The organism is Pseudomonas sp. 2995-3 (assembly GCF_002742565.1).
In the GTDB taxonomy this organism is placed as follows: domain Bacteria; phylum Pseudomonadota; class Gammaproteobacteria; order Pseudomonadales; family Pseudomonadaceae; genus Aquipseudomonas; species Aquipseudomonas edaphica.
This window is the reverse complement of sequence record NZ_LJSB01000218.1, coordinates 19,361-37,546: the sequence shown is the minus strand read 5'-3', so window position 1 is coordinate 37,546 and position 18,186 is coordinate 19,361. Positions and strand designations below refer to the sequence as shown.

14 protein-coding genes and 1 pseudogene are annotated in these 18,186 nt (G+C 60.8%); 10 read left to right on the top strand and 5 right to left on the bottom strand.

What is annotated here, in order from left to right:
• Positions 1–155: 155 nt before the first annotated feature.
• The 10 genes and pseudogenes from AOA62_RS19695 to AOA62_RS19650 all read left to right on the top strand — a co-directional run bounded on the left by AOA62_RS19695 (position 156) and on the right by AOA62_RS19650 (position 12,074).
• The gene (locus tag AOA62_RS19695; protein WP_099549486.1) at positions 156–1,091 is read left to right on the top strand and encodes a choline ABC transporter substrate-binding protein; all 936 of its coding nucleotides are present in this window, start codon (positions 156–158) and stop codon (positions 1,089–1,091) included.
• Positions 1,092–1,239: 148 nt separating this feature from the next.
• Complete coding sequence (locus AOA62_RS19690) at positions 1,240–2,175, top strand: alpha/beta hydrolase (RefSeq protein ID WP_178075646.1); 936 nt, start codon at positions 1,240–1,242, stop codon at positions 2,173–2,175.
• Between the two features lie 104 nt (positions 2,176–2,279).
• A complete protein-coding gene (gene pip, locus AOA62_RS19685; protein ID WP_017138604.1) occupies positions 2,280–3,251 on the top strand; it encodes a prolyl aminopeptidase in 972 nt (323 codons plus the stop codon).
• Positions 3,248–3,685: a D-aminoacyl-tRNA deacylase gene (gene dtd, locus AOA62_RS19680; RefSeq protein ID WP_017138603.1), complete on the top strand. Its 438-nt coding sequence runs from the start codon at positions 3,248–3,250 to the stop codon at positions 3,683–3,685. Before pip ends, dtd begins: the two co-directional genes overlap by 4 nt.
• Positions 3,686–3,951: 266 nt before the next feature.
• Positions 3,952–5,697: a glucan biosynthesis protein G gene (locus AOA62_RS19675; RefSeq protein ID WP_026013804.1), complete on the top strand. Its 1,746-nt coding sequence runs from the start codon at positions 3,952–3,954 to the stop codon at positions 5,695–5,697.
• Positions 5,690–8,334: pseudogene (gene mdoH / locus AOA62_RS19670) on the top strand (glucans biosynthesis glucosyltransferase MdoH). The gene AOA62_RS19675 and the pseudogene mdoH overlap by 8 nt, the downstream one beginning before the upstream one ends.
• Positions 8,335–8,445: 111 nt before the next feature.
• Positions 8,446–9,246: a transporter substrate-binding domain-containing protein gene (locus AOA62_RS19665; protein WP_099549484.1), complete on the top strand. Its 801-nt coding sequence runs from the start codon at positions 8,446–8,448 to the stop codon at positions 9,244–9,246.
• Between the two features lie 220 nt (positions 9,247–9,466).
• Positions 9,467–10,264: a transporter substrate-binding domain-containing protein gene (locus tag AOA62_RS19660; RefSeq protein ID WP_099549483.1), complete on the top strand. Its 798-nt coding sequence runs from the start codon at positions 9,467–9,469 to the stop codon at positions 10,262–10,264.
• Positions 10,265–10,387: 123 nt separating this feature from the next.
• Positions 10,388–11,347: an amino acid ABC transporter permease gene (locus AOA62_RS19655; RefSeq protein ID WP_017138598.1), complete on the top strand. Its 960-nt coding sequence runs from the start codon at positions 10,388–10,390 to the stop codon at positions 11,345–11,347.
• A complete protein-coding gene (locus AOA62_RS19650; protein WP_017138597.1) occupies positions 11,340–12,074 on the top strand; it encodes an amino acid ABC transporter ATP-binding protein in 735 nt (244 codons plus the stop codon). Before AOA62_RS19655 ends, AOA62_RS19650 begins: the two co-directional genes overlap by 8 nt.
• 56 nt (positions 12,075–12,130) lie before the next feature.
• Here AOA62_RS19650 and AOA62_RS19645 read toward each other — a convergent pair whose 3' ends face one another.
• From AOA62_RS19645 to tatB, 5 genes are all read right to left on the bottom strand, one after another.
• Positions 12,131–14,038 (bottom strand): methyl-accepting chemotaxis protein, encoded by a 1,908-nt coding sequence (locus AOA62_RS19645; protein WP_099549482.1) that lies wholly within the window; start codon positions 14,036–14,038, stop codon positions 12,131–12,133.
• A gap of 137 nt (positions 14,039–14,175) precedes the next feature.
• Positions 14,176–16,092, bottom strand: coding sequence for a methyl-accepting chemotaxis protein (locus AOA62_RS19640; protein ID WP_099549481.1), 1,917 nt, complete (start codon positions 16,090–16,092; stop codon positions 14,176–14,178).
• 192 nt (positions 16,093–16,284) lie between these two features.
• A complete protein-coding gene (locus tag AOA62_RS19630; RefSeq protein WP_058422360.1) occupies positions 16,285–16,992 on the bottom strand; it encodes a 16S rRNA (uracil(1498)-N(3))-methyltransferase in 708 nt (235 codons plus the stop codon).
• The gene (gene tatC / locus AOA62_RS19625) at positions 16,989–17,780 is read right to left on the bottom strand and encodes a twin-arginine translocase subunit TatC (RefSeq protein WP_017138593.1); all 792 of its coding nucleotides are present in this window, start codon (positions 17,778–17,780) and stop codon (positions 16,989–16,991) included. Before tatC ends, AOA62_RS19630 begins: the two co-directional genes overlap by 4 nt.
• On the bottom strand, positions 17,777–18,178 hold the full coding sequence (gene tatB, locus AOA62_RS19620; protein WP_017138592.1) for a Sec-independent protein translocase protein TatB: 402 nt from the start codon (positions 18,176–18,178) through the stop codon (positions 17,777–17,779). The genes tatC and tatB overlap by 4 nt, the downstream gene beginning before the upstream one ends.
• Between the last annotated feature and the right edge of the window lie 8 nt (positions 18,179–18,186).

Sequence of the window (18,186 nt, the reverse complement as noted above, 5' to 3'; positions counted from 1 at the left end):
AGCTGGCTTGCCTGCGATGGGGCCTTCCGGGTCGCCCCAGTGCAACTGCCGGTCGCCACAGTTCGTGTCAGCACAGGTCCCGCTGGGTAAGGTTGTGGGTACGGCGCACCAGACGCCACTCCCCACAATAAAAACTGCCCAGTGAGACCTCATCCATGAAAAGACTGTTGTTGACCCTCACCTGTGCCGCCTTGATCAGCGCCAACGCCATGGCCGCCGAACCCGCCTCGTGCAAAGCCATCCGCATGGGCGTGGTCAGTTGGACCGATGTGATCGCAACCTCCGGCATGGCCGACGTGCTGCTCAACGGCCTGGGCTACGACAGCAAGCAGACCAGCGCCGTGCAGCAGATCATCTTTGCCGGCATCCGTGACAAACGCCTGGATATCTTCCTCGGCTACTGGAAACCGGCGATGGACAACAACATCGCGCCATTCCTGGCCGCCAGGCAGGTCAAGGTTTTCGACACGCCGAGCCTGGCCGACGCCCAAGCCACCCTGGCCGTGCCGCAATACGTGGCGGATGCCGGGCTGAAGACGTTTGCCGACATCGCCCGCTTCAAGGACAAGTTGGGCGGCAAGATCTACGGCATCGAGCCGGGCAGTGGCGCCAATACCGATATCCAAAAGATGATCGACACCAACCATTTCGGCCTGGGCGGCTTCAAACTGGTAGCTTCCGGTGAAGCGGGTATGCTCGCGGCGGTGCAGCGAGCGGTGAACCGCAAGGAGTTCGTGGTGTTCGTCGGCTGGACCCCGCACCCGATGAACATCAATATGAAAATGGCCTACCTCACCGGCAGTGAAGATGTGTTCGGCCCGAACGAAGGTCGCGCCACGGTTTCCACCGTCACCGCGCCGGACTTTGGCGAACGCTGCCCTAACGCCAACCGCCTGCTGGCAAACCTGACCTTCACCGCCGCCCAGGAAAGCCAGTTGATGGTGCCGATCATGGAGCGCCAGTCGCCGCAGGAGGTGGCCAGGCAATGGTTGCGTGACCACCCAGAGGATTTGCAGCGCTGGTTGGCCGGGGTTACGGCGTTTGATGGCAGCGATGGCGTGGCGGCAGTGCAGGCCAGCCTCAAACCCTGAAAACACCGCCGGGCAAAAAATGCGGGAGCTGCGGTGCGACGATTCGACTGGCCTGCGATAGCGGTGTATCAGTGAATGAAGAGGTGACTGACACACTGCTATCGCAGGCAAGCCAGCTCCCACGTTTAGATCTCCATTCTCAGGGATATTGAGCATGTATCCGATTTCAGCGCAGCTTGCCGCCTTCATCGCCAAAACCGAATCCTTCACCAGTGACGACTCTTCGCTGGCGGGCTTGCGCCATAACTACGACCGTATGTGCCAGGCCTTCACGCCACCGAAGCCTGAAGGGCTGCAACTGTCGGACTTTTCCCTGGGCGGTGTAGGCGTGCGCAGTTACCTACCCACGGCGCCAGCGCCGACAGAGGGCTGGCCCTGTCTCCTTTATATGCACGGTGGCGGCTGGGTGGTCGGCGGGTTGGACTCCCACGACTTTATCTGTTTCGAACTGGCGAGCGCGTTGCAGGTCCTGGTGATCGCCATCGACTACCGTCTGGCGCCGGAGTACCCGTTCCCGGCAGCCTACCAAGACTGTCGCGCCGTATGGCAGGCAATCCAGGCCGCGCAGGGGCCGCACGCCATCAACCTGCAACGCCTGGTGGTGATGGGCGACAGCGCGGGCGGCAATCTGGCGGCGGCGCTGTGCCTGGGGCTGCGCGACGACGGCCAGCCGCTGCCCGTGGCCCAGGTGCTGATTTACCCCGGCCTGGGCGGGCCTGCCGATTTGCCCTCGCGGCGTGACTGCATGGACGCGCCGCTGCTCAGTACTGCCGACACCGACTGCTACCTGGCAATGTACCTGCATGCTGCGGTCACGCCATCGGCCTATGCCATGCCTTTGTTGGCCGAGCATTTCGGCGGCTTGCCCAAGGCGTTGATCGCCGTGGCCCAGTTCGACCCGTTGCGCGATGACGGCATGCTCTATGCCGAACGGCTGCAACAGGCCGGTGTGCCCGCCGTGCTGTATCCCGGCAAAGGTCTGGTCCACGGTTGCTTGCGCGCGCGCGGCCAAGCCCCGGAGGTGGATCAGCTTTATAACTATCTGCTGCATTACCTCAGGAGCGAAGGGCTGACACAGGTCTAAGTATTCAAGGACATGCTCATTGCACAATTCGGGTTTATGATGCCAGACGGCAAGAATAATAGACGTCCCCTCAGGGATGAACCCGACACCCTATGGAGCGCGCAATGCAGACTTGGTACCCGCAGATCAAACCCTACGCCCGGCACGATCTGGCAGTCGATGACACCCACACGCTGTACGTCGATGAAAGTGGCTCCCCCGAAGGTTTGCCTGTCGTCTTCATCCATGGCGGCCCCGGCTCCGGTTGCGATGCCCAGAGCCGCTGCTATTTCGACCCGAACCTGTACCGCATCGTTACCTTCGACCAGCGTGGCTGCGGGCGTTCCACGCCGCGCGCGAGTCTTGAAAACAACACCACCTGGGATCTGGTCGCCGACCTCGAGCGCATCCGCGAACACCTGGGCATCGACAAATGGGTGCTGTTTGGTGGTTCCTGGGGCTCGACCCTGTCGCTGGCCTATGCGCAAAGCCACCCTGAGCGTGTGCATGGTTTGATCCTGCGCGGTATCTTCCTGGCCCGCCCGCAGGATATTCATTGGTTCTACCAGGAAGGCGCGAGCCGCATGTTCCCGGATTACTGGCAGGACTACCTTGCCCCGATCCCGGCGGACGAGCGCCACGACATGGTTGCCGCCTACCACAAGCGCCTCACCGGCAACGACCAGATCGCCCAGATGCACGCAGCCAAAGCCTGGTCCGGTTGGGAAGGGCGCATGCTCGGCCTGTGCCCGAGCCCGCAGCACGTCGAGCGTTTTTCCGAGCCGCAGCGCGCCCTGTCGATTGCGCGTATCGAGTGCCACTACTTCACCAATAACTCTTTCCTGGAGCCCAACCAGCTGATTCGCGATATGCACAAGATCGCCCATCTGCCTGGGGTCATCATCCATGGCCGCTACGATATGATCTGCCCGCTGGATAATGCCTGGGAGCTGCATCAGGCCTGGCCCAACAGTGAGCTGCAGGTGATTCGCGAGGCTGGCCATGCGGCATCCGAGCCGGGCATCACCGATGCGTTGGTGCGTGCGACCGGCGAGATGGCACGGCGCCTGCTTGATCTGCCGCCAGAAGAAGCATGAAGGGCCTGTTGCAACGGGTGCGTGGCGCCCGGGTCGAGGTGGCGGGTGAAGTCGTAGGCTCGATAGACCAGGGATTACTGGTGCTGGTCGCCGTGGAACCTTCAGATACGCCCGAGAGTGCCGACAAACTGTTGCACAAGCTGCTTAACTATCGGGTGTTCAGCGACGATGAGGGCAAGATGAACCTGTCCTTGAAGGACATTGGCGGTGGTTTGCTGCTGGTATCGCAGTTCACCCTGGCGGCGGACACCAAAAGCGGGTTGCGGCCCAGCTTCTCCACAGCGGCCCCACCGGCCCTGGGAGCCGCGCTTTTTGAACACTTGTTGTTACAAGCGCAACAATTGCATGGCAAGGTGGCATCGGGGCGTTTTGGCGCTGATATGCAGGTGCATTTGGTCAATGATGGCCCTGTGACCTTCCTCTTACAGACATGAATGTATTAAAAACGACTTTAATGCCTAAAAACGCAGGGTTTCGCTACAAATACTTCGTTGTCCCTGATGCGTTGTTTCGCGGGCTACTAGATAATCGCGCGCTATGGGGATCAGCGTAAATTGGTCCATTTTTGACTTAGGTAGAGACTTGTCCGACGGCCTTTGGGGAATCATTTTGACCCAGAGGAGTCGGAACAATGCTCGCCAACCTGGCATATAGATAGCTGGCCGTTGGTTTTTTGATCTGTTTTCGGCGAGGGTTGCTCGTGATTGTTAGTCCCTGTAATGCACCAAAATTGTCTGCCAAACGGTTACGAAACGCACTGGTAACGGGCTCTGCCCTGTTTTGCCTGTTCGGGGCGGGTCAACTGTGGGCATTCAGTCTGGATGATGTGTCGGCCAAGGCAAAAGAGCTGGCCGGGCAGAAATACGAAGCTCCGCGCAGCAATCTGCCGAACGAATTTCGCGAAATGAAATTCGCGGACTATCAGAAGATTCGTTTCCGCAACGAAAAAGCCGAGTGGGCCGATCAGAACACGCCATTCAAGCTGTCCTTCTATCACCAGGGCATGCACTTTGACACGCCGGTGAAAATCAACGAAGTGACCGCCGACAGCGTCCAGGAAATCAAGTACGACCCAAATCGTTTCGATTTCGGCGACGTGAAATTTGATCCTAAAGCCACCGAACAGCTGGGTTATGCCGGTTTCCGTGTGCTGTACCCGATCAACAAGGCCGACAAGCAAGACGAAATCATGACCATGCTCGGCGCCAGCTACTTCCGCGTCGTCGGCAAAGGCCAGGCCTATGGCCTGTCGGCCCGTGGCATGGCGATCGACACTGCATTGCCGTCCGGTGAAGAATTCCCGCGTTTCACCGAGTTCTGGATTGAGCGCCCAAAACCGGGCGAGAAACAGCTGGTGATCTTCGCCCTGCTGGACTCGCCACGCGCAACCGGCGCCTATCGCCTGACCCTGCGCCCGGGCACCGACACCATTGTCGACGTCAAATCCCAGATGTTCCTGCGTGACAAGGTCAGCAAGCTGGGCATCGCCCCGCTGACCAGCATGTACTTGTTCGGCGCAAACCAGCCGTCCAAGGTGCTCAACTACCGTCGTGAATTGCACGATTCCAGCGGCCTGTCGATCCATGCCGGCAATGGCGAGTGGATCTGGCGCCCTCTGAACAACCCTAAACACCTGTCGGTCAGCAACTTCGCCGTCGAAAACCCGCGTGGTTTCGGCCTGCTGCAACGTGGCCGCGACTTCAGCCACTACGAAGACCTGGACGACAACTACGACAAGCGCCCAAGCGCCTGGATCGAACCTGAAGGCGACTGGGGCAAGGGTTCTGTCGACCTGGTAGAGATTCCGACCGCCGACGAAACCAACGACAACATCGTTGCGTTCTGGAGCCCGGCCGAGCTGCCGAAAGTCGGCGAGCCGCTGGACGTCAGCTACCGCTTGCACTGGACCATGGACGAGAAAGACCTGCACCCGGCCGACAGCGCCTGGGTCAAGCAGACCTTGCGCTCCACCGGTGACGTGAAGCAATCCAACCTGATCCGCCAGCCTGACGGCAGCGTGGCCTACCTGGTGGACTTCGAAGGCCCGTCCCTGAAGAACCTGCCACCGGATGCGCCAGTACGTAGCCAGGTGAGCGTGGGCGACAACGCCGAAATCGTTGAAAACAGCGTGCGCTACAACGAGCACACCAAAGGCTGGCGCCTGACCCTGCGCATGAAGATCAAGGACGCAGGCAAGCCCACCGAAATGCGTGCCGCGCTGGTTGAGGACATCGTGAAGCCTGAGCCTGAGAAGGTTTCGACCCAGGTGCTCAAGGCCGACAAGCTGCTGGCCAAGCAACACGAAAAACAGGCCAGGAAAGACGCCAAGGAAGCGAAAGACAAGGACGCCAAGCAGCCAGAGGCTGCCCCCGCCAATCCGGAGCCGGAAAAGACCGAACACGTCCTGACCGAAACCTGGAGCTATCAGTTGCCTGCCGATGAGTAATTCTCAAGCCACGCCAGAGACCCTGTCCGAGTACCTGGCGCACCTCCCGATGACCGCAGAGCAGCGCGCCGAACTGGCGGGCTGCACCTCCTTCAGCGAGCTGCACGAACGCTTGTCGTCAAAGACTTTCGACGCACCCACCGAGGCTGCCCAAGCCTCGGTCGGCCGCCGGTTGACGCTCAATACCGCCGAAGAGCTGCAAGACGCCGAGATGCTGGCGCTTGACGCCAACGGTCGGGTTTGCCTGAAGGCCACGCCGCCGATCCGTCGGACCAAAGTGGTGCCGGAGCCATGGCGTACCAATATCCTGGTGCGTGGTTGGCGCCGGATGACCGGTCGCACCAACCCTCCGGCCCCGCCGAAGGATGAGCGCGTATTGCCGGCAGCACGCTGGCGTACCGTGGGTTCGATCCGTCGCTATATCCTGCTGGTGCTGATGCTCGGCCAGACCATTGTGGCCGGCTGGTACATGAAAGGCATCATGCCGTACCAGGGCTGGTCGCTGGTCGACTTCGACGAAATCCGCAACCAGACCCTGCTGCAAACGGCCACCCAGGTGCTGCCTTACGCCTTGCAAACCAGCATCCTGATCATGTTCGGGATTCTGTTCTGCTGGGTCTCGGCCGGTTTCTGGACCGCGCTGATGGGCTTCCTGGAGCTGCTGACCGGCCACGATAAATACCGGATCTCCGGTAAAAGTGCTGGTGACGAGCCGATTCCAAAGGATGCCCGCACCGCGCTGGTGATGCCGATCTGCAACGAAGACGTGCCCCGGGTATTTGCCGGCCTGCGCGCTACTTTCGAATCGGTAGCCGCCACTGGCGACCTGGACCGTTTCGATTTCTTCGTGCTCAGCGACAGTAACGAAGCCGATATCTGCATCGCTGAACAGCAAGCCTGGCTTGATGTGTGCCGCGAAGCCGGTGGTTTCGGCAAGATCTTCTATCGCCGCCGTCGCCGTCGCGTAAAGCGCAAGAGCGGCAACCTCGACGACTTCTGCCGTCGCTGGGGCGGTGAATACAAGTACATGGTGGTGCTCGACGCCGACAGCGTGATGAGTGGTGAATGCCTCACCAGCCTGGTGCGCTTGATGGAAGCCACGCCGGATGCCGGGATCATCCAGACCGCGCCACGTGCGTCGGGCATGGACACCCTGTATGCGCGCATGCAGCAGTTCGCCACCCGTGTTTATGGCCCGCTGTTTACCGCTGGCCTGCACTTCTGGCAGTTGGGTGAATCCCACTACTGGGGTCACAACGCCATCATTCGTATGAAGCCGTTTATCGAGCACTGCGCCCTGGCGCCGTTGCCGGGTAAAGGCGCGTTTGCCGGTGCGATCCTCTCCCACGACTTCGTTGAAGCCGCGCTGATGCGCCGTGCCGGCTGGGGCGTGTGGATTGCTTATGACCTGCCGGGCAGCTACGAAGAACTGCCGCCGAACCTGCTGGATGAACTCAAGCGTGACCGTCGCTGGTGCCACGGCAACCTGATGAACTTCCGCCTGTTCCTGGTCAAAGGCATGCACCCGGTGCACCGTGCGGTGTTCCTGACCGGCGTGATGTCCTACCTGTCGGCGCCGTTGTGGTTCTTCTTCCTGGTGCTGTCGACGGCGTTGCTGGCGGTGAACACCTTGATGGAGCCGCAGTACTTCATGGCGCCACGCCAGCTGTACCCGCTGTGGCCACAATGGCACCCGGACAAGGCGGTGGCGCTGTTCTCCACCACCATCGTGCTGTTGTTCCTGCCTAAATTGCTCAGCATCATCCTGATCTGGGCCAAGGGCGCGAAAGAGTTCGGTGGCAAGTTCAAGGTGACCTTGTCGATGCTGCTGGAGATGCTGTTCTCCATGCTGCTGGCGCCGGTGCGCATGATCTTCCACACCCGTTTCGTGCTCGCCGCGTTCCTGGGCTGGGCTGCGACCTGGAACTCGCCGCAGCGTGACGACGACTCCACGCCATGGAGCGAGGCAGTCAAGCGCCACGGTCCACAGACTCTGCTGGGCTTTCTGTGGGCACTGTTGGTGGTGTGGTTGAACCCAAGCTTCCTGTGGTGGCTGATTCCGATCGTCGGCTCGCTGATGCTGTCGATTCCGGTGTCGGTGATCTCCAGCCGGGTCAAGCTGGGCCTCAAGTCTCGCGACGAGAGCCTGTTCCTGATCCCAGAGGAATACAACCCGCCGCAAGCCTTGCTGTCGACTGAGCAATACACCCACGAAAACCGTTGGCACGCCCTCAATGACGGGTTTGTGCGCTCGGTGGTCGACCCGCAGCAAAACGCCCTGGCCTGCGCCCTGGCGACCTCGCGTCACCGTGAGGCGGAGCCCATCGAGCACTTGCGTCAGGAACGTGTGCGCCACGCGCTGAAAGTCGGCCCCGCCGGCCTCAACAACGGTGAGCGCCTGGCATTGCTCAGCGACCCGGTAGCCTTGGCTCGCCTGCATCAGCAGGTGTGGACTGAAGGTCACGCCGAGTGGCTCGGTGCCTGGCGTGCTTCGGTCAAGGCTGATCCGCACGCGCCATTGCTGCCGCTGCAACCGCTGTCTTCCCAGGCCCAACCGGCCTGATTCCGACGCCCCCGAGGGCTCACCTCGGGGGCGTTAGATGCGCTGGTCCTACAGCGTTTAGAACATCTTCTTGATAACGCTAACCCCTTGTTATTTCGAAACAAAAGACCTTTGTTCGAAGCGTATTGCCGTGCCTGTCGCTGGGGTAGCATCGCCCCCAAATTGACTAGGTCGCAGGGGGATTAATGATCAAAAGGTATTGTTTGGCGGTGCTGAGCGGCATCATCGCATTGATTTACGCAGGCTGGTTGAGCGCTGGTGCCCTCGATGAAGCGGTTCGACGCGGTGTGCTTAAAGTCGGCACCACGCCCACCTATGTGCCCTTTGAAATGAAGGACAAGCGGGGCCGTATCGTCGGTTTCGAAATCGACTTGCTGCAGGCGATGAGCCGCGCGTTGGGCGTCGAGCTTGAACTGGTCGCGGTGCCATATACCGAGTTGCTACCGGGGCTGATGGCGAAGAAGTTCGACCTGATCGGCAGCGGCATGACGGTGACGCAGGAGCGCAACCTCAAGCTGAACTTCAGCGACTCCTTTATTGTGGTCGGCCAGACCGTGCTGCTGAACCCCAGCCTGGCCGGCAAGATTGCCAGCATCGAAGATCTCGACGAGGCGGGTTACCGCATCGCCGCGACTGAAGGCACGACCGGCGAAGCGGCTGCGCAGCGGTTTTTGGGCGCGGCGCGCCTGAGCACTTTTACCACGCCGGAAGAAGGCGTGCGCCAAGTGGTCGAGGGCAAGGCCGACGCCTTCGTCCATGACGCACCCTACAACCTGATTGCGCTGGCCAGGCCGGAAAACCACCGGCTCTTTGCCCTTGAGCAACCGTTTACCTTTGAGCCTCTGGCGTTTGGCCTGAAAAAAGGCGACTACGACAGCCTCAACTGGATCAACCACTTCCTCAATCAAATTGCCCAGGATGGCACCTACGATCGGCTGCACGACAAGTGGTTCAAGGACACGGACTGGATGGCGGAGATCGACTAAGCGTCATAACTGCTTACACATCAATGAATTGCCGGCCTGTTGCACTGATGTGTCTAGCCCCTGCGCAGTGATGCACCATTGTGGGGCTTTTGCGACATGCGCCGATAACATTTACCCGTGAAACCTTTGTGACGGGCAACGAGTGGGTTAGGATCGCACCCCGAATGGGTGCAGCCCTTTTGCGCGCCGGCCTTATAAGAATCTTTCAGGGGACTTGATGATGAAAAAGTATCTTTCGATGCTGATGCTCGGCGTCACCGCGCTGGTCGCGGCCACTGCGGCGCATGCGGGCGCCATCGACGATGCGGTCAAGCGCGGCACGCTGAAAGTCGGCATGGACCCGACCTACATGCCGTTCGAGATGACCGACAAGCGCGGTGAAATCATCGGCTTTGAAGTCGACATTCTCAAGGCCATGGCCAAGTCCATGGGCGTCAAGCTGGAGTTGGTGTCCACCGGCTATGATGGCATTATCCCGGCCTTCCTGACCGGCAAGTTCGACATGATCGGCAGCGGCATGACCCTGACTCAGGAACGCAACCTGCGCCTGAACTTCAGCGAACCCTTCATCGTGGTCGGCCAGACCCTGCTGATTCGCAAGGACCTGGAAGGCACGATCAAGTCCTACAAAGATTTGAACGACGAGAAATACCGCCTGACCTCCAAGCTCGGCACTACCGGCGAGATGGTTGCCAGGAAACTGATCTCCAAAGCCAAGTACCACGGCTATGACAACGAGCAGGAAGGCGTGCTGGACGTGGTCAACGGCAAGGCCGATGCCTTTGTGTATGACGCACCTTACAACGTGGTCGCCGAGAAGAAAGTCGGTAATGGCAAGCTGGTGTTCCTGGAAGAACCCTTCACCTTCGAGCCCCTGGCGTTCGGCCTGAAAAAGGGCGATTTCGACAGCATCAATTACATCAACAACTTCCTGCACCAGATCCGCAACGACGGCACCTACGATCGCATCCATGACAAGTGGTTCAAGAGCTCCGAGTGGCTCAAGGACATGGAATAAGGGCTGACACCGAGTCGACTTCATCGCAGGCAAGCCAGCTCCCACAGTTGAAATGCGTTCCCTTGTGGGAGCGGGCTTGCCCGCGATGACGACATGCCAGGCGATACATCTTCGGAAAGTGAAATGAAACAGAAAAAAGCCCAATGGCCCTGGCACCTGCTGACCGTGGTCGTGCTGGTTGGCCTGGCCGGCGCGTTGTACTACGCCACCTCGTTGATGTCCTACGAGTGGCGCTGGAACCGCGTGCCGCAGTACTTCGCCTATCAGGCCGAAACCTCCCAGCGCGCCGCCGACATCTCCACTGTCATTGAGCTGGTGCGCAAAGGCGATGTGGCCGAAGTCACCTTGCGCAACGACGCAGGCGCCGAGCAAAAGCTGACCGTGGCCGACAACAGCCTGCAAGTGTCACGTGGCGATGACGTGGCCGAAGGCGATGTTATTGGCGTAACCCGGCATTGGGCGCTGGGCCCGCTGATGTGGGGCTTGTGGACGACCTTGTGGTTGTCGGTGGTCTCCGGAATCCTCGGCCTGGCGATTGGCCTGGCAACCGGCTTATGCCGTTTGTCGAGCAACCCGACCTTGCGCGATCTGTCGACGATCTACGTCGAACTGGTGCGCGGTACGCCGCTGTTGGTGCAAATCTTTATTTTCTACTTCTTCATCGGCACGGTGCTCAACCTGTCCCGCGAATTCGCCGGTATTGCCGCGTTGTCGCTGTTCACCGGCGCCTATGTGGCGGAAATCGTCCGCGCCGGCGTGCAGTCCATCACCCGTGGTCAGAACGAGGCCGCCCGTTCCCTGGGGTTGAGCGCCAGCCAGTCGATGCGTCATGTGGTGTTGCCGCAAGCGTTCAAACGCGTGCTGCCGCCATTGGCTGGGCAATTTATCAGCCTGGTGAAAGACACTTCGCTGGTTTCGGTGATCGCGATTACCGAGCTGCTTAAAAGTGGTCGTGAAGTGATAACCACCTCGTTCTCGCCCTTTGAAATCCTGTTCTGTGTGGCAGGCCTGTACCTGCTGATCAACCTGCCGCTGTCGAAAATGGCCAGCCGGCTTGAGCGGAGGCTCGCGCAAAGTGATTGAAGTCCGCGATCTGGTAAAAGTCTTCGACACCCGTGGCCAAGTGGTGCGCGCCGTGGACCACGTGACCACCCAAGTCGCCAAGGGCGAAGTGCTGGTGGTGATTGGCCCGTCAGGTTCAGGCAAGTCCACGTTCCTGCGCTGCCTTAACGGCCTGGAAGAGTTCGACTCGGGCTCGGTGAGCATCGATGGCCTGCAACTGGCCGACCCGAAAACCGACGTGAATGCCTACCGTCGTGAAGTCGGCATGGTGTTCCAGCACTTCAATTTGTTCCCGCACATGACCGTGCTGGAAAACCTGTGCCTGGCGCAAAAAGTCGTGCGCAAACGCGGCAAGCAAGAGCGTGAAGCCAAGGCTTTGGCACTGTTGGAAAAGGTCGGTATCGCGCAGAAGGCCAACGAGTTTCCATCACGCTTGTCCGGCGGCCAGCAACAACGGGTAGCCATTGCCCGTGCGTTGGCCATGGAACCCAAGGTAATGCTGTTTGATGAGCCCACCTCGGCGCTGGACCCGGAAATGGTCGGCGAAGTGTTGGACGTGATGAAGACCCTGGCCCTGGAAGGCATGACCATGGTCTGCGTCACCCACGAGATGGGCTTTGCCCGTGAAGTGGCAGACCGCGTGCTGTTCTTCGACCACGGCAAATTGCTCGAAGATGCGGCCCCGGCCGAGTTCTTCGATGCGCCCAAAGACCCGCGCGCCCAAGCGTTCCTGCGCCAGGTCCTGTAATTGAAGGCCGAGCTTCCTGTGGCGAGCAAGCTCGCTCGCCACAAGGGCCGTGAGTATCAAAGCCTGAATTTGCCCACCAGCGTCTGCAAATCCAGGCTCAATCGGGTCAACTGAACACTCGCAGCGGCCGTTTCCTCACTGGCCGCAGCGGTTTGTTCGGTGACATCGCGCACCTTCAGCACACTGCGATTGATCTCTTCCGCCACCGCGCTTTGCTGCTCGGCGGCGGCGGCAATCTGCGGGTTCATTTCCTGGATGATCGACACGGTACGCGTGATCGCTGCCAAGGCATCGCCGGCATCGCGGGTCAGGCCGACGCTGTTGTCGGTCAGGCTGCGGCTGTTGTCCATGATGTCCGCGACCTGCTGGGTGCCGGTATTCAGGCCGAGAATCAAACCTTCAATTTCTTCGGCGGATTCCTGGGTGCGCTGGGCCAGGCTGCGCACTTCGTCGGCCACTACCGCAAAACCCTGGCCGGCACTGCCCGCACGCGCCGCTTCGATGGCAGCGTTCAGGGCCAGCAGGTTGGTTTGCTGGGACACTGATTTGATCACGTCGAGCACGCTGCCGATTTTCTGGCTTTCATGTTGCAGCGCAATCATCGCCTGGCTCGAACGCGCCATCTCATGGGCCAGGTGCCCGATTTGCTCGACGGCCTGGGTCACCACTTTTTCGCCGGCGCTGGCCTCCTGGTCGGCTTCATTGGCCGCGACGGAAGCCTGCTCGGCATGCCGGGCGACCTCCTGGGCGGTGGCGAGCATTTCATTCATCGCCGTGGCCACTTGATCGGTTTCCTCCTTCTGGTCATTGACCCCGGCGCGGGTCTGCTCGGTGACGGCTGATAGCTGCGTTGCGGCACTGGCGATCTGCCGGGCGCTGTCGCCGATACCGCTGATCAGGTTGCGCAGGTTGCGGGTCATTTGCCCGATGCTCTGCTGCAACTGGCCCAGTTCATCGCGGCGGTCCTCTTGAATGTCTCGACTCAGGTCGCCGTCAGCAATGCGGTGGGCGGCGGTGAGGATCGCGCGTAAAGGCACGACTATTTGCCGCGCGATCCACCAGGCGGCCAGTACACCGAGTAGCAAGGCCGCCACGGTGACGCTCAGCAGTCGTGTGTGGGTCTGCTCGGCTTCGCTGTCACGCTTGCTGTTCTGGCCGTCACTCAGTTGATGGCTTTGCTCGCGTAAATCATTGAGTTGCTGTTCAAAGCGGTTTTGCAGGGTTTCGGTGTTGAGCTGTGCGTCCTTGAGCTTGGTCAATTGTTCGCGATAGTTGGCCAGGTCGGCTTTGAGCAGGGCCGCGTCCACGGGCAGCGCGGTCACCGCTGCTTGTGCCACATTCAGGGCTTCGAGCGCCTGGGTGAGTGCGTCGGTGTAGGCTTGCAGCGACTCGGCCGCCCAGGCGGGGCTTTGGGCGCGATCTTCGGCCTGCTCCATGGCCTGGCGCAGGTTTTCGATAGCATCCAGAGCCTTTTCGTCTTCCTGGTTCGGTAAGTCGCTGGCGAACTGGGCGAGAGTATCGCTGGCTTGCAACGCGGTTTTCTTGAGGGTCGGGCGGATGCTTTCGCGTTGCTCAATCAAAGCGGGCAAGGCCGCCAGCGCTGTCTTGAAGCTCGCCACCAAGCGTGTTGCTTCCTGCAGTCGCTGCAAGTCGGCCGGGTGTTTGAGGCGGCTTGAAAGGTCGGCCAGATGCTGGTCGATCTTTTCGGTCTGCGTGTTCATTTTGGCCAGGCTGCTGGCGTCCGTCAGGGTCCGGTACACGATCCTGTCGGCGCGCATGGACTCGGCGTCCAGGGCCAATTGCCCCAGGATCGCCAGGCTGTGTGAGCGATAAAGCACGTCGTTCAAGGCCTGCCAGCCGGTCGCGGCAATCAGGATGCTTAACATCAACACTTGGCCGAAACCCAGTGCGAGTTTGAGACGGACGCTGGCGTTGACCAGCAAGCGGGTCAGCCGAGGAAACATGGTGAACCTCCAAATCTGAGGAAGCATTTCGCAACAGCTGAAACGCTAAATCGATTCGAGGTTGTGGCGGGCTGATAACCGCGTAGGAAATTTCACAAGTTACGGCGGCCTTGCTCTGGCCGCCGTGTGGGGGCGGGTCAGATGCGGAAGCGCCCGACCAGAGACTGCAAATAGATCCCCAAGCGTGCCAGTTCGGCACTCGATGCGGCAGTTTCCTCACTGGCCGAGGAGGTCTGCTCAGACACGTCGCGCACATTCAACACGCTGCGGTTGATCTCTTCGGCCACAGCGCTTTGTTGCTCGGCGGCAGTGGCGATCTGCGAGTTCATCGCCTGAATGGTTGAGACCGTGCGCGTGATATTGCTCAGCGCGTTGCCGGCACGTCGGGTCAGCTCGACGCTGCTGTCGGTGAGCCCCCGGCTGTTGTCCATGATGGTCGCCACCTGCTGAGTGCCGTTTTGCAGGCCGACGATCAGCTCTTCGATCTCCTCGGTGGACTTCTGTGTGCGCTGGGCCAGGCTGCGCACCTCGTCGGCCACCACCGCGAAGCCGCGACCGGCTTCACCGGCACGCGCCGCTTCAATCGCCGCGTTCAGCGCCAGCAGGTTGGTTTGCTGGGCGACAGACTTGATCACATCGAGCACGCTGCCGATCTTGTCGCTTTCGCGCTTGAGATCGCCCATGGCCACCGTGGAATTACCGACCTCGGTAGCCAGGCGCTCAATCTGCGCGATGGCCTCACCGACTACCTTGTCGCCTTCACGGGCCTGTTGGTCCGCTGCAACGGCAGCTTCGGAGGCTTCTTCGGCGTTGCGCGCCACTTCCTGCACGGTGGCGGCCATTTCGTTCATGGCGGTGGCCACTTGGTCGGTCTCAACCTTTTGGCTGTTAACCCCGGCGCTGGTCTGTTCGGTCACGGCCGACAGTTGTTCGGCAGCGCTGGCAATCTGGGTAACACCGTCGCTGATACCGCCGATCAACTCGCGCAGGCCCAGGGTCATGCTCTGCATGGCGCGTTGCAGTTGGCCCAGCTCGTCCTGGCGGGCGGAGTTGAGGTTATGGCTCAGATCGCCCGAGGCCACACGCTCGGCGACTGTGAGGGTCTGGTTAAGCGGGATCACGATCTGGCGGGTGATAGCCCAGGCGGCGAGAATGCCGAAGATCAGCGCCAGCACGGTGGCCAGCAGCAACAGCTGTTTAGCCTGCGCGGCATCGGCATCGCGCACGGCGGTCTGGGAGGTGGTGAGTTTTTCGCTGTGCCCCAGCAGGATATCGCCTTGGGCGGTCATGATTTTCAGCGCGGCGGCGCTGGCCACTTGGGAGTCACGGTACTGGCTGACCGCGGCGCGGTAGGCTTGCAGTGACACGCCGGCCTCTTGCAGGTTGGCCTGGTATTGCTCAGGCAGCTTGCCTTGCAGGTCAGTGATTTTCTTCAGGGCATTGTCGATGGCATCCAGGGCTGGTTGCTCGGCCTCGGTCTTGCCGCTGTAGGTATAACCGCGCACCTGGAAGCGCGACTGTTGGATCAACTTGCTCAGCTCGACCACGCTGTTGAACTGCGTGACGCTGTCGCCTTGCAGCAGGGCCGCTTCGATTTCATTGATCTTGGCCACGGCGTTGTCGGCGGTGTCGCCGAGTTTGCTGCGTGCACCCTCACGCTTGAGGCCGGCCAGGACCATTGCGCCAAAGGCTTTTTTGTATTGGCCCAAGGCTTCCAGCTGTTGCTCTACCAGGGCTTTGTCGCCGGGTTGCTCGATCAGCGTTTGGGCGGTTTTGAGGCCATCGTCCAGTTGCTTCAGCAGACCGTTGACGGCATCGGTGCCTTGTTCGCCCCGGCGCATTTCAAAGTCCAGGCGCGCCAGGCGCAGGTCTTTGGTCAGGCCGTTGAGGCTGGAGATAAAGCCCAGTTTGTCGCCGCGACTGATCACGTCGCCCAAGCCGGTCCAGCCGGTGAAGGTGATCAACAGCGTCAGGATCAACACCAAGCCAAAGCCTATGCTCAGCTTGCGATTGACGCTCACATTCCCCAGTTTTTCGGCTAACCAACGATACATGCTGCGATCTCCTTTGGAACAAGGCTTGGACTTATTCAGAGGCTATCGGCAGCGTAGGAGGTTTCTGTAGGTTCTCAGAACCAATGTGGGAGCTGGCTTGCCTGCGATGCAGGCACCTCGGTACATCAGGCATACCCAGGTGATGCAATCGCAGGCAAGCCAGCTCCCACTTTTTTCGGGGCGGGTCGGTGTTCAGAACAACCGGGCGAGCAGGGCGGTCACGGCGGTTTCTACGCGCAGGATGCGCGCACCCAGTTGCACCGGTTGCAAGCCGGCCTTGGCCAACAGCTCCACTTCGTAGGGGATCCAGCCGCCTTCCGGGCCGATGGCCAGGGTCACCGGTTCGTCCAGCCCACGTGGGCAGGCCGGGTAATCGCCGGGATGGCCGATCAGGCCCAGAGTCCCTGCGGTCATGGCCGGCAGGCGGTCTTCGACGAACGGCTTGAAGCGCTTTTCGATGCTGATCTCGGGCAGCACCGTGTCCCGTGCCTGCTCCAGGCCGAGGATCAGTTGCTCGCGAACGGCCTCCGGTTCCAGGAACGGGGTTTGCCAGAAGCTCTTTTCGACCCGGTAACTGTTGACCAGCACCACCTTCGGCACGCCCATCGCCGCCACGGTTTGCAGCACCCGGCGCAGCATCTTTGGACGCGGCAGGGCCAGCAGCAGGGTCAGCGGCAGTTTGGTCGGTGGCGGCTGGTCGAAGCTCACGTGCAGCTCGGCTTCACCGGCTTCCAGGCGCAGCAATTGCGCATTGCCCATCAGCCCGCCAATACGGCCGACCCGTAGGTTGTCGCCCACCACCGCGCGGTGGACTTCCTGCATATGCACCAGGCGCCGATCACGCAGGATCACCCGGTCGGCCGCGATAAAGTCGGCCCCCTCAAGCAACAGCAGGTTCACGGGTGCGTCGCTGGCGGCTGGTCGTCGTCGACGGGTTGGTCATCTGGGTGGTCGCCACGCTTGCTGATCAGGCTGCCAAACAGGATGCCGATCTCGAACAGCATCCACATCGGCACGGCCAGCAGGGTCTGCGAGAAAATGTCCGGCGGCGTGAGGATCATGCCGACCACGAAGCAGCCGATGATCACGTAGGGGCGCACTTTCTTCAGGTATTTGACGTCGACCACGCCGATCCACACCAGCAGCACCACGGCCACCGGGATTTCGAAGGCCACGCCAAAGGCGAAGAACAGCGTCATCACGAAATCGAGGTAGCTGGTGATGTCGGTCATCATTTCGACGCCAGCCGGAGTGGCGGCGGCGAAGAATTTGAAGATCAGCGGAAACACCAGGAAATACGCGAAGGCCATGCCGGTGTAGAACAGCAGGATGCTCGACACCAGCAACGGCACCGCAATGCGCTTTTCATGCTTGTACAGGCCCGGCGCAATAAAGCCCCAGATCTGGTGCAGGATCACCGGGATCGCCAGGAACAGCGAGACCATCATGGTCAGCTTCAACGGCGTCAGGAACGGTGACGACACGTCGGTGGCGATCATCGTCGCGCCGGCCGGCAGGTACTGGCGCAAGGGCGTGGAGACGAAGGTGTAGATCTGCTGGGTAAAGGCGAACAGCCCGGCAAAGATGATGAAAATGGCCGCTACGCAACGCAGCAGGCGGGTCCGCAGCTCGGTGAGGTGCGAGACCAGCGGCATATGCTGGTCGTTTTCCGGTTTATCAGCGCTCATGGGGCTCGCGGCGGCAATGTAGGGTCATGGGGAGCGGGCGACGCTACGGGCGTCGGCGCTGGCTCAGTCGGGGCGGGCGCGGTTGGCGATGCTTCGGCGGCCGGAGCAATGCTGTTTTCGGGCACAGGTTCCACCGGTTTGGCGGGTTCCTGAACCGGCGACAGAATCTTGCGCGCCTCCTGCTCCAACGACAGGATATGTTCGTTGTGCAGCTGGCGGCGGATCTCGTCGGCGCCGATTTCCCGTTCAACTTCCTGTTTGATGGCGTTGAAACTGCGTTTCAGGCGCCCGATCCACAGGCCGGCCGTGCGTGCGGCACCGGGCAGGCGTTCCGGCCCCAGTACCAGCAAGGCCACGAGGCCGACGAGCAGCAGTTCAGAGAAGCTGATACCAAACATTAGTCAGT

Excerpts from the sequence above, each read along its gene's own strand:
- AOA62_RS19695 (WP_099549486.1), top strand. The coding sequence starts at position 156 with ATGAAAAGACTGTTGTTGACCCTCACCTGTGCCGCCTTGATCAGCGCC.
- AOA62_RS19665 (WP_099549484.1), top strand. The coding sequence starts at position 8,446 with ATGATCAAAAGGTATTGTTTGGCGGTGCTGAGCGGCATCATCGCATTG.
- tatC (WP_017138593.1), bottom strand. The coding sequence starts at position 17,780 with ATGAGCGCTGATAAACCGGAAAACGACCAGCATATGCCGCTGGTCTCG.
- tatB (WP_017138592.1), bottom strand. The coding sequence starts at position 18,178 with ATGTTTGGTATCAGCTTCTCTGAACTGCTGCTCGTCGGCCTCGTGGCC.
- AOA62_RS19660 (WP_099549483.1), top strand. The coding sequence starts at position 9,467 with ATGAAAAAGTATCTTTCGATGCTGATGCTCGGCGTCACCGCGCTGGTC.
- AOA62_RS19655 (WP_017138598.1), top strand. The coding sequence starts at position 10,388 with ATGAAACAGAAAAAAGCCCAATGGCCCTGGCACCTGCTGACCGTGGTC.
- AOA62_RS19640 (WP_099549481.1), bottom strand. The coding sequence starts at position 16,092 with ATGTATCGTTGGTTAGCCGAAAAACTGGGGAATGTGAGCGTCAATCGC.
- dtd (WP_017138603.1), top strand. The coding sequence starts at position 3,248 with ATGAAGGGCCTGTTGCAACGGGTGCGTGGCGCCCGGGTCGAGGTGGCG.
- AOA62_RS19645 (WP_099549482.1), bottom strand. The coding sequence starts at position 14,038 with ATGTTTCCTCGGCTGACCCGCTTGCTGGTCAACGCCAGCGTCCGTCTC.
- pip (WP_017138604.1), top strand. The coding sequence starts at position 2,280 with ATGCAGACTTGGTACCCGCAGATCAAACCCTACGCCCGGCACGATCTG.